Annotated in this window: 11 protein-coding genes and 1 pseudogene; 4 read left to right on the forward strand and 8 right to left on the reverse strand. The window is 70.4% G+C overall.

Features of this window, described 5'->3' with window-relative positions:
• Both CCN37_RS33970 and CCN37_RS33980 read left to right on the forward strand, forming a co-directional pair.
• Positions 1-768: pseudogene (locus tag CCN37_RS33970) on the forward strand (hypothetical protein); the annotation flags it as partial.
• A 318-nt stretch (positions 769-1,086) separates the two neighbouring features.
• On the forward strand, positions 1,087-1,959 hold the full coding sequence (locus tag CCN37_RS33980) for a 1,4-dihydroxy-2-naphthoate polyprenyltransferase (protein WP_086828915.1): 873 nt from the start codon (positions 1,087-1,089) through the stop codon (positions 1,957-1,959).
• Here the strand turns inward: CCN37_RS33980 and CCN37_RS33985 are convergent, their stop codons facing one another.
• From CCN37_RS33985 to CCN37_RS33995, 3 genes are read right to left on the reverse strand one after another with little or no spacing between them, the layout of a single operon-like run.
• Positions 1,960-3,048 carry a PLP-dependent cysteine synthase family protein gene (locus CCN37_RS33985; protein WP_086828918.1) on the reverse strand — a complete coding sequence of 363 codons (1,089 nt, stop codon included), beginning with the start codon at positions 3,046-3,048 and terminating at the stop codon, positions 1,960-1,962. It lies immediately after the preceding gene.
• 9 nt (positions 3,049-3,057) lie between these two features.
• Positions 3,058-3,348 (reverse strand): DUF4229 domain-containing protein, encoded by a 291-nt coding sequence (locus tag CCN37_RS33990; RefSeq protein WP_086828920.1) that lies wholly within the window; start codon positions 3,346-3,348, stop codon positions 3,058-3,060.
• A 9-nt stretch (positions 3,349-3,357) separates the two neighbouring features.
• The gene (locus CCN37_RS33995; protein ID WP_086828922.1) at positions 3,358-3,849 is read right to left on the reverse strand and encodes an Lrp/AsnC family transcriptional regulator; all 492 of its coding nucleotides are present in this window, start codon (positions 3,847-3,849) and stop codon (positions 3,358-3,360) included.
• A gap of 169 nt (positions 3,850-4,018) precedes the next feature.
• Here CCN37_RS33995 and CCN37_RS34000 point away from each other — a divergent pair, with 169 nt between their 5' ends.
• Positions 4,019-4,222: a BldC family transcriptional regulator gene (locus CCN37_RS34000; protein ID WP_086828932.1), complete on the forward strand. Its 204-nt coding sequence runs from the start codon at positions 4,019-4,021 to the stop codon at positions 4,220-4,222.
• Between the two features lie 95 nt (positions 4,223-4,317).
• Here the strand turns inward: CCN37_RS34000 and CCN37_RS34005 are convergent, their stop codons facing one another.
• Positions 4,318-5,301, reverse strand: coding sequence for a LysR family transcriptional regulator (locus CCN37_RS34005; protein ID WP_086828924.1), 984 nt, complete (start codon positions 5,299-5,301; stop codon positions 4,318-4,320).
• Between the two features lie 508 nt (positions 5,302-5,809).
• Here CCN37_RS34005 and CCN37_RS34010 point away from each other — a divergent pair.
• Positions 5,810-5,998 (forward strand): hypothetical protein, encoded by a 189-nt coding sequence (locus CCN37_RS34010; RefSeq protein WP_143261937.1) that lies wholly within the window; start codon positions 5,810-5,812, stop codon positions 5,996-5,998.
• 59 nt (positions 5,999-6,057) lie between these two features.
• Here CCN37_RS34010 and CCN37_RS34015 read toward each other — a convergent pair whose 3' ends face one another.
• The 4 genes from CCN37_RS34015 to CCN37_RS34030 form a co-directional block, all read right to left on the reverse strand.
• Positions 6,058-7,482 (reverse strand): AAA family ATPase, encoded by a 1,425-nt coding sequence (locus CCN37_RS34015; protein ID WP_168200995.1) that lies wholly within the window; start codon positions 7,480-7,482, stop codon positions 6,058-6,060.
• 103 nt (positions 7,483-7,585) lie between these two features.
• On the reverse strand, positions 7,586-8,542 hold the full coding sequence (gene ccsB / locus CCN37_RS34020; RefSeq protein WP_086828926.1) for a c-type cytochrome biogenesis protein CcsB: 957 nt from the start codon (positions 8,540-8,542) through the stop codon (positions 7,586-7,588).
• Positions 8,539-10,095, reverse strand: coding sequence for a cytochrome c biogenesis protein ResB (locus tag CCN37_RS34025; RefSeq protein WP_086828928.1), 1,557 nt, complete (start codon positions 10,093-10,095; stop codon positions 8,539-8,541). Before CCN37_RS34025 ends, ccsB begins: the two co-directional genes overlap by 4 nt.
• Positions 10,095-10,877 carry a cytochrome c biogenesis CcdA family protein gene (locus CCN37_RS34030; protein WP_086828930.1) on the reverse strand — a complete coding sequence of 261 codons (783 nt, stop codon included), beginning with the start codon at positions 10,875-10,877 and terminating at the stop codon, positions 10,095-10,097. Before CCN37_RS34030 ends, CCN37_RS34025 begins: the two co-directional genes overlap by 1 nt.
• Positions 10,878-10,969: the final 92 nt, after the last annotated feature.

The raw sequence follows: 10,969 nt of genomic DNA on the forward strand, positions 1-10,969 counted from the left end.
GGCGACGGCCGCAGCCCCGAGGTGCGCGGCGTCCGGCTCTCCGCCGAGTCCGGCCCGCAGGCCGCCGCCGAGCCGCGTGCCGCCGCGCGCAGCTACCGCGTCTACGCCACCCGCGAGGGCCTCGTCGGCGGCACCACCGCGAACGGCCACGTGATCAAGTCGCGCGACCACTTCGTGGCGCTGCCGTCCGGGAAGTCGTTGGCGCCCAAGAACACCGGCACCTACAGCGTGAAGGTCTGCACCGCCAGCCGCTGCGCGTGGGCCGCCGTGTGGGACAAGGGCCCGTGGAACATCAAGGACGACTACTGGAACCCCTCCGCGCAGCGGGAGATGTGGAAGAACCTCCCGCAGGGCAAGCCCGAGGCCCAGGCGGCGTACCAGGACAAGTACAACGGCGGCAAGGACGGTTTCGGCCGCGTCGTGCAGAACCCCGCAGGCATCGACCTCGCCGACGGCACGTTCTGGGACGGCCTGAAGCTCAACGACAACGCGTGGGTCACCGCGACCTACCTGTGGACCGGCACCGGCACCTTCGGCACCGTCCGGAGCACCGGCGGCGGCCCCGTCAACGTCCGCAACGCCGCCAAGGCCACCGCCACCCAGGTCGGCATGGCGGGCAACTACGCCCGCGCCCAGGTGACGTGCCAGGTCACCGGGGACAGCGTCGCCGGATCGCAGGGCACCTCCACCATCTGGTTCCGCATCCACACCAACATGTACATCCCCAAGGCGTTCGTCTCCGGCGTCGCCTCCGCCCCCGCCTGCTAGCCCCCCGCGTTCTTAAGCCCTGAACGACCCGTTCAGTGCGCTCAACGCACTGAACGGGTCGTTCAGGTACTTGAGCGCACCAAACGAGCCGCTCACGCGCTCCCCCACCGCCCTCAATGACTCATTCAGGTGGCTCCCCCACCACCTCAATGACTCGTTCATGTGGTTCAACGTGCTGAACGAGTCATTCGCCAACTCCGAACGTGCTGAATGAGTCATTCAGGTACTCCGCGACGCACTGAACGGGTCGTTCGGGGCTGTGGGGCTCGGCGTGGACCCACGGAGTGCGTGGAGCGGGGTGTCGGCCAAGATGTGCGCATGGCCTCACTCGCCCAGTGGATCGAGGGCGCTCGCCCGCGCACGCTGCCCAACGCCGTCGCCCCAGTGCTGGTCGGCTCCGGCGCGGCGTACGGCGTCGGTGGCTTCTCGTGGCTGCACACCGCGCTCATCCTGCTGATGTCGCTGGCGCTGATCGTGGGCGTGAACTACGCCAACGACTACTCCGACGGCATCAGGGGCACCGACGAGGACCGCGTCGGGCCGCTCCGGCTGGTCGGCTCGGGGGCGGCGAAGCCGAAGGCCGTGCTGATCGCGGCGTGGGCCAGCCTCGGCCTCGCGGGGGTGCTCGGTGTCACGGTGGTGGTGCTGACCGGCCAGTGGATCATGCTCGCGGTCGGAGCGCTGTGCATCGTGGCGGCGTGGTTCTACACGGGCGGGAAGCGGCCGTACGGCTACTCGGGCTTCGGCGAGCTGGCCGTGTTCGTGTTCTTCGGCCTGGTCGCGGTGCTGGGCACGCTCTTCGTCCAAGCGGACATGGTCAGCGGCGTCTCGATCGGCGCGGCGGTCGCGGTCGGCGCGTTCTCCAGCGCGGTGCTGATCGCCAACAACCTGCGCGACATCCCCACGGACCGCGAGACCGGCAAGCTCACGCTGGCCGTGCGCCTCGGCGACCGCGACACCCGCAGCCTCTACACCGCCGTGCTCGCGGTGCCGTTCCTGATGACCGTCCTGCTCGGACTGCGCCAGCCGTTGGCACTGCTGGGTTTCCTGGCGCTGCCGATCGCGATCCCCGCGCTGCGCCGGGTGCTGGGCGGCCGGACCGGCATGGAGCTGATCCCGGTGCTCCGCGACACCGGCATGGCGATGCTGGTGTGGTCGATCGGCACCAGCATCGGCCTCGCACTCGGCTAGCTAGCCGGTCCACTCGCCGGAGGCGTGGAACTTCTCCAGCACCTCCGTCGCCGAGCTGATGTCGATGTTCTCGCGCTCCAGCCAGGCGTCGTCGTAGTAGGTGTTGGCGTAGCGCTCGCCGCCGTCGCAGAGCAGGGTCACGACGCTGCCCTGCCTGCCGTCGGCGCGCATCTTCGCGATCAGCTGGAAGGCGCCCCACAGGTTGGTCCCGGTCGAGCCGCCGACGCGCCTGCCGAGCAGGTCCTCGGCGTAGCGGATGGTCGCGACGGACGCCGCGTCGGGGACCTTGATCATGCGGTCGATGACCTGGCCGACGAAGGAGGGCTCGACGCGGGGGCGGCCGATGCCCTCGATGCGGGAGCCGCGCTCGCCGACGAGGCCGGGAACGGTGTCCCGCCACGCGTCGAAGAACACGGAGAACTCGGGGTCCACCACGGCGAGGCGGCTGCGCAGCCTGCGGTAGCGGACGAAGCGGCCGATGGTCGCCCCGGTGCCGCCGGTGCCCGCGCCGACCACGACCCACTCCGGGACGGGGAAGCGCTCCAGCGCCATCTGCTCGAAGATCGACTCGGCGATGTTGTTGTTGCCGCGCCAGTCCGTTGCCCGCTCGGCGTGGGTGAACTGGTCCATGAAGTGCCCGCCCAGCTCGGCGGCGAGGCGGTGGGACTCCTCGTAGAGCGCGCCCGCCTCGTCGACGAAGTGGCAGCGACCGCCCTGGCGCTCGATCAGCGCGATCTTCTCGCGGCTGGTGGAGCGGGGCATCACGGCGATGAACGGCAGCCCGAGCAGCCGCGCGAAGTACGCCTCGGACACCGCAGTCGAGCCGGAGGAGGCCTCGATCACCGGCGTGCCCTCGGTCACCCAGCCGTTGCAGATCGCGTACAGGAACAGCGAGCGCGCGAGCCGGTGCTTCAGCGAGCCGGTCGGGTGGGTGGACTCGTCCTTGAGGTAGAGGTCGATCCCCCACTCCTGCGGCAGCGGGTACGGCAGCAGGTGCGTGTCGGCACTGCGGTTGGCGTCGGCGTCGATGATCCGGACGGCCTCGTTGACCCAGTCCCTGGTCTGCTCACAACACCGGTCGACATGCATACCCGGACCTTACGTCCCGGCTTCGGCTTCTCCCCGCAGCTCGGCGCGGAACGCGGCGCGCTCGGCCCTGCGGCGCTCGCCCGCCTCGGCGAGGCCGGTCGCCACGCGCACGCGCAGCCCCTTGAAGATCACCAAGGACGCGGGCAGCGCCACCACGAGCGCGACCAGCAGCGCGACCAGCAGCGGCACGTTCACCAGGACGAGCAGCGCGGCGACGGCCGCGACGGTGCCGAACCGCGCGACGGTGTACAGCGCGATGTCGCGCGACAGCGCCGCCTTCGAGGTCGAGGTATCGGACACGCCCCCAGGTTACGCGCCGGGTCCCGCGACGGTCGGCACCGGCGGTGCGCTGACCGAGCCGGGGGTGTTCGGACGGCCCTCGAAGCGCGTGGAGAGCACGACGGTGGTCCTGGTGCGGGCCACCCCGGCTATCCGTCGCAGGCGCCCCAGCGTGCGCTCCAGCTCGTCGACGGTGGCGACGCGGACCTTCACCACGAACGCCTCGTCGCCGGCGACCGCGTAGCAGCTCTCGACCTCCTGCAGCTCGGCGAGCGCCGCGGCCACCTCGTCGTCGTCGCCGGTGTCGGTCGGCTGGATGCCGACGAGCGCGGTGACCCCGAGCCCGACCGCGCTCGGGTCGACCATCGCGTGGTAGCCGGTGATCACCCCGGCGGTCTCCAGCTTGCCCACGCGCTCGTGCACCGCGGAAGCGGAGAGCCCGACCTGTCTGCCCAGGTCGGCATAGGTGGCCCTGCCGTTGTCGCGCAGCGCCGCGATGATCTTTCGGTCGACAGCGTCCATGGTCGCAAGAGCGTAGAGCCTCCACGCGCGCTCCGGTCGACCTGCCCGAAGCGCACGTTTCGTCCCTTACCTACCCATTACCTCTAGACAAACGTTCGAGTACCCGGGGCCTCGGGTGCCACGATGCCCGAGTACGACTCACGATCAAGGGGAGGACACCGTGACGACGATGCGAGCGGCGGTTCGGCCGTCCAGCGAGCGCCTGCTGACCCCGGGCGAGGTCGCGACGCTGTTCCGGGTCGACCCGAAGACGGTGACCAGGTGGGCCACCGCGGGCCGGATCGGTTCGATCAGGACGCCGGGAGGGCACCGCAGGTTCCGGGAGTCCGAGGTGAACTCCCTGCTCGCCGAGCTGACCACCGAGGCGGGCTGACCCGGGCAACACGCTTACCCACGAGTCGCCAACCACTCCAAACCCACCGGGGTTTGTGGTGGTTGGCGACTCGTGCGTCCGGGGTGCGAGCGGGGTCAGCCGATGGCCGGGTGGGCCTCGGGATGGGTGTCCCACCAGCGCGCGAAGCTGTCGTTGTACTCGACCAGCCCCAGGTAGGCGTCGGCGGCGGCCAGCCGGACCAGCTCGCCGTTCTCCGCGAAGCGCTCGCTCGACCACGCCACGTCCAGCCGCCGCACGATCGGATCGCCGACCAGCGGCCGCACCACGATCCCCAGGCCCTCCCGCGAGGTCGCCTGGGCCAGGCTCACGCACTGCCCGCTCGCGACGAAGCTGCGCGCGGCGGTGGTCTCCGTCGCGTGGTGCCTGATCCTCGGCTCGAAGCCCGCGCGCTGGCACGCCCGGCGCAGGTGCGCCGACTCCCCCGAGTCGAGCAGCGGATCGATGATCCACGACTCCTCGGCGAGGTCCGCCAGATCGATTTCGGCTTTGCCCGACAGCGGGTGCTGGTCGCCGAGCGCCACGAAGACCGGCTCCACCGCGACCAGTTCCATCCGCCGCACCGACGGCAGCACCGGGAGTTCGTGCCCGGCGAACTGCTCGACGACGACCACGTCCAGGCGGTCGGAGTCGATCATCCGCAGCAGCGCGAGCGAGGACTGCTCCGCGTGGCTGTAGACCTCGGTCTCGTTCTCCGGGCGCAACGAGGTGAACGCCCGCCGCAGGCTCAGCGCGAGCTTGGCCGCGATCGGCCCCGGCACCGCGCCGATGCGCAGCAGCATCGGTTGTTCGCAGACCTCCAACTGCGCGGTCCAGGACCGCAGCTCCTCCAGTTCGGCGAGGACGGTGCGCGCTTTGGCCAGCGCGTACCGGCCGTAGGCGGTCGGTTCGACGCCGCTGGGCGAGCGCTCGAAGAGCGGGATGCCCATGGTGCGTTCGATGCGTTGCAGCTGGGCGGACAAGGACGGTTGGGACAGCCCCAGGGTGGCCGCCGCCCTGGACACGCTTCCGGTGTCCGCGACGGTCAGCAGAACTCGGAGGTGCCGCACCTCAAGCTCCATAACCCGGATGCTATGGCGACTTGGGATGTGTGCTCCTCCGCTCAACGGGTCATATTTGGGTTCAGTAATTCACAGGCTCGCTCCGAGAGGAGACGGCACGAGGACCAAGTGGAGCAGTGCACGACGGTGGCCGCGGCGCCCGCGGCCGGTCGGGTGTGCGCTGACGGAGCGGCGGCGAGCAGCAGCTCGGGACCGTGGCGCCTTTCCGTGGTCGTGAGCCCCTTGCGAGGGCAGGGGGACCGCGGGAGGACGTCGCGAGGTGGCCGAAGTCCCGGCGCGCCACGTCGCTCACGGGGCGGGGCAACGGACCCGGTTCCGCCCCTCCTCACCCGGTGAACCTGCGGCGGCGGACGTTCACCGGGTAGGGACTTCACCCCCGGTTCGCTCACCGATCACTACAGTGGTCGGTGAGCGAACCGGGGTTTTTGCCGTTGGTCGCGAACAACCCCGGTAAGACGTCGGAGCGGCGAGCTACCCTCAGCCGTGTCGGACGTGGGAGGAGGCAGCGGTGTTGTACCTGTACATGCTGGCGGCGATCGGTGCGGTGACCATCTCCGCACTGCTCTGGAGGGCCTTCGGCCCCGAGCACACGAGCAAGCCGCGCTCCGCGAGCCTCGCACCGGATGACGACCCGGAGTTCTTGCGCCGCTTGGACGAGCGCAAGCGACGCGAGCGCAAAGATCCCGAAGAGGGCTGAGCCAGAACCGAGAAAGAAGGGGCGTCCCGACCGGGGCGCCCCTTCTTCGTGTCACGAGCTCAGTTCGAGCGGGCCCTGGCCACGGCGTGCGGGAAGTCGTCGGCGACGACGGCGCCGAGTTCCAGCATGGCCAGGCGGGTCTCCGGGGCGAGCTGGTCCAGCTCGATCTCCGCGCCCTCCTCCAGGTGCGGGTCGAACGGGATCATGCAGACCGCGCGGCAGCGCGAGGCGAAGTGCTCGGCCAGCTTGTTCAGGTCGACCTTGCCGGAGCCCGGACGCACCGAGTTGATCACCGCGACGGAGCGGGTGACCAGGTCGCGGTAGCCGTGCGCGTCCAGCCAGTCCAGCGTCGCCGACGCGCTGCGGGCGCCGTCGATGGAGCCGGAGGAGACGATCACCAGCGAGTCGGCGAGGTCGAGCACGCCCTTCATCGCCGAGTGCATCAGTCCGGTGCCGCAGTCGGTCAGCACGATGTTGTAGAAGAGCTCCAGCAGGTCGACCGTGCGGCGGTAGTCGTCCTCGCTGAAGGCCTCCGACACCGCGGGGTCCTGCTCGCTGGCCAGGACTTCGAGCCGGCTCGGGCCCTGCGAGGTGTAGGCGCGCACGTCGCTGTAGCGGCGGATGCGCCCGGCGTCGCGCAACAGGTGCCGCACGGTGGCCGTGGTCTCCAGCGGGATCTTCTGCGCCAGCGTGCCGCGGTCGGGGTTGGCGTCGACCGCGATCACCCGGTCACCGCGCAGCGACGAGAACGTCGAGCCGAGGCTGGCCGTGGTGGTGGTCTTGCCGACGCCGCCCTTGAGGCTGAGCATCGCGATCTTGTAGCAGCCCTGGACCGGCTGGTTTATCCGCGCGATCAGCTCGCGCCGGTGCAGGTCCGTCGTGCTCTCGCCCAGGTTGACCAGGTGACCGCTGGCCACGTAGACCGCGCGGCGCCAGCCGGACTGCGGGGGGCGCTTGGTCTGCTTGAGCAGCTGCGCCGAGGACAGGTCCTGGATCTGGTGCCGCCCCTGCTGCTGGGACTGCTGCGGCGGCTGGGGGTAGCCGTGCTGCTGGAGGTAGCCCGGAGGCTGCTGCTGCGGGTATCCGGGCGGCGGCTGCTGGGCGTACGGGCCGTTCTGCTGCGGGCCCGGCTGTCCCTGCTGCACCTGGTACGGCCCGGAGGGACCGCCGGTGACCGGGTACGGACCCGACTGGCCACCGCTGACCTGGTACGGGCCGGACTGGCTGCCCTGCACCGGGTACGGCCCCGACGGAGTGCCCTGGGTCGGGTACGGGCCGGAGGGACCGCCGGAGACGTGGTGCGGTCCGGACGGGCCGGACGGGTTCTGCGCGGGCAGCGACCCGGACGGTGTCGGGTCGACCATCGGCGCTGTCTCGGTCGGCGCGTCGGCAGGCGGCGTCCACGCGGGCTGCTGGCCGCCGTTCTGCGGCGGGGTCCATGCCGCGTCCTGGCGCGACTCGGGGTCCTCGTGGCGTCCGGTCACCGCTGGAGTCCCTCCTTGGGCAACGTCGCGAAGCTCGGGGGGCAAGAATTCCTCATCCCGCGGCCGACGTTAGTCGTTTATGCCGAATCGTGTTGATCCGGGGTCACACGCCCGCGTACGAGTGAAGGCCCGTCGTCACCAGGTTCACGAAGAACAAGTTGAAGATCATCGTGAGGAACGCCAGCACGTTGACCCAGGCCGAACGTGAACCGCGCCAGCCAGCGGTCGCCCGCGCGTGCAGGTACCCGGCGTAGATCACCCAGGCGATGAAGGAGACGGTTTCCTTGGGGTCCCAACCCCAGTAGCGGCCCCACGCCGACTCGGCCCAGATCGCGCCCGCGATGATCCCGAACGTGAAGATCGGGAAGGCGAAGACGGTCAGCCGGTAGGCCAGCCGGTCCAGCGACGCGGCGGCGGGCAGCTTCGGGCCCATCGCGGCGAAGCGCTCCGGATTGGCCTCGTGCGGCAACCGGATCAGGTAGAGCACCGACGCCACGCCGGAGACGAGGAAGACGCCGCTGGCGAGGATCGCGGCCGAGACGTGGATGGTGATCCAGTACGAGCGCAGCGCGGGCATCAGCGGCGCGGCCTCGACGTAGAGCAGCTTGCCCGCGACGAACAGCAGCAGCAGCATCGGCAGCATCACGAAGGCGCCGATGTGCCGGACGTCGTGCTTGCGCAGCACCACCAGCCACGCGACGACCGCGACCAGGCAGATCGCCGAGCCGAACTCGTACATGTTGCCCCAGGGCACGCGCTGCGTGGCGAGCCCGCGCAGCAGCAGCGACACCCCGTGCAGCACGGCGGCGAGCACGGTCAGCGAGACGGCGGTGCGGCCCAAGCGCTCCGGCAGCGTGCGGCCCTGCGTGATCGTCGTGCCCAGGTCGGGGGCGAGCTCGGCGCCACCGGTGCCACCCGCGGCGACCAGCTCGCGCTTGCGGTCCGGGTTTCGGGTGAAGCCGTACTCCGCGGCGTGCAGCACCAGCACGACCAGGTAGATGGCCAGCGCGCTGTTGAACGACCAGTCGCTGAACGTCGAGAGGTTCGAGTTGACCATCAGCGTTCCTTCCCGGGCCGCAGGAGATCCGCGGCGAGCGTGGTGAACTCCTCGCCGTAACCGGCCTGGTCGGTGCGGGCCAGCCCACCGACCTCGACCACGGTACGTGCGCTTTCTGCGCCTTCCGGCGCGGGGGTGGCACGCAGCCAGACGCGCCGCCGCTTGATGCTCAGCGAGGCGCCGAGGCCCAGCAGCACCAGCACTCCGGCGATCAGCACGCTGAAGCGGCCCGGGTCGTAGCCGACCTGGACGCCGACCCAGCGGCCAACGCCGTCGAAGCGGATCTTGGTGCCGTCGTCGAGCGCGATCTCCTCACCGATCCGCAGGTTCTGCCGCGCGACCTTCTTCAGCCGTCCCGCGTCCACCATGGACTTGTCGATCTCGAAGATCGACTGCCCCTTGCCGGACTCGTTGCCGAGATCGCCGCGCATGACGTCGACGGCGACGGCGGGGTCGCGCAGGTCGGGGAAGACGGAGGTCATCAGCGTGCCCTCGAAGGCCGCCGTCGGCGCGAACAGGCCGGTGACCGCGAGCTGGCCGGTGCGCCGCTTCTCCGGGTCGGAGACGCCGGGCGGGTCGAACTTCGTGGCGCCCTGGGAGAGCAACGTGACGGTGTTCATCGTCTGCCACTGCGTCGCCTCGGTGCGCTTCTGGCCGTCCGGGAAGGTCACCGTGAAGCGCGGCGAGTACCCGTGGCCGAGCAGGTAGACCGTGCCGCCCGCGAGGCGCAGCGGGCTGTTGACCTGGAGCCCCGCCTCGCGCCACGTCCCGGCTTCCAGATCGGCGGCCTCCTGGTAGGAGACGTTGGCGTGGAAGCTGTCCGCCTGACCGTTGTGCAGGAACGTCGCCTCGAAGTCGTTCACGCGCACGCAGAACGGCTGCAGCTCGGTGCCGTCCACGCGCAGGCCGGGGCGGAAGCTGTCGTAGGCGTAGATGCCGGAGTTGCAGAAGCCCTGCCTGTCCCCGGCGTGGATGATCACCTGGCCCTCGAAGCCGAACATCTTGCCGAAGGCGATCGCGACCAGCATGGCCATGAGCGCGAAGTGGAAGACGAGGTTGCCCGCCTCGCGCAGGAAACCCTTCTCCGCGCTGATCGTGTGCGAACCGTCGTCCTCCACGCGGACGTCGGTGCGCCAGCCGCGCAGCCGCTCGCGGGCCGCAGCGACGACGTCCTCCGCCGAAGTGTCCACTGTGGACTTCGCGTGGTGCGGCAGCCGCGCGAGGTTGCGCGGGGTCAGCACCGGCTTCGCGCGCATCTGCTTGGCGTACTCGACGGTGCGCGGGACCAGGCAGCCCACCAGCGAGATGAACAGCAGCACGTAGATCGCCGAGAACCAGATGCTGCCGAAGACGTTGAACAGGCCGAGGCGGTCGAGCACCGGGGCCAGGTTCGGGCTCTCCTCGAAGTACTTCCCGACCTTGTCGCCCGCGGTGAGCCGTTGCGGCAGCAGTGCTCCGGGCATGGCCGCGAGCGCCAGCAGGAACAGCAGGACGAGCGCCGTCCGCATGCTCGTCAGGCCGCGCCAGGTGTTGCGCAAGAACGCGAAGGTCGCCATCAGATCGGTAGCTCCGTAGTGCTGATGAGCGTGGTCTGCAACCACTGCACGAGATAGGCCCAGGTGCCGGTGACCAGCATCAGGCCGACGACGACGAGCAGCACGCCGCCCGTGAGCTGAACGCCCCTGGTGTGCTTGCGCAGCCACCCCGCGCTCCGCAGCGCCCAACGCGCTCCCAGCGCCAGCAGCACGAACGGCAGGCCGAGGCCGATGCAGTACGCCAGCACGAGCACCACGCCGCGCAGCGTGGTCGGCCCGACCGAGGTGCCCGTGGCGACCGCGATCACGCCGATCAGCGTCGGGCTCAGGCACGGCGTCCACCCCAGACCGAACACCGCGCCCAGCAGCGGAGCGCCCCACAGACCGCGCTTGCGGCCCGGTTGGCTGTGGATGCGCACATCGCGCTGGAGGCCCGGGACGAGGCCGAGGAAGACCAGGCCCATCGCGATCGTCACGACTCCGCCGATGCGTTGGAGCAGCTCGACGTTGTCGTTGACCGCGTCGGAGAGGCCGAGCACGACGACCGTGGTGAGCCCGAAGACCACCGTGAAGCCCGCGACGAACAGCAGCGCCGCCAGGACCACCCGCCAGCGCCCCGCCTTCGGCGCCTCGTCGGCGGTGACCGCAGGTGCTTCCGAACCGGCGAGTCCGGCCAGGTAGGCGAGGTAGCCGGGCACCAGCGGGATGCAGCACGGCGAGGCGAAGGAGACCGCCCCCGCGAGCAGTGCGACCGCGATCGCCAGCACCAAGGGGCCGGACATCGCGATCTCGGTGGGGCTCACGACAGTTCAGCGTAGGTACCCCGATCGTGGGCACTCCGCCCGGGTACTCCCACCAGCCACGACATGTGGCCCACCCCACGCACCCCCTTCAC

The sequence above is a fragment of the Allokutzneria sp. NRRL B-24872 genome, assembly GCF_002155965.1.
In the GTDB taxonomy this organism is placed as follows: domain Bacteria; phylum Actinomycetota; class Actinomycetes; order Mycobacteriales; family Pseudonocardiaceae; genus Allokutzneria.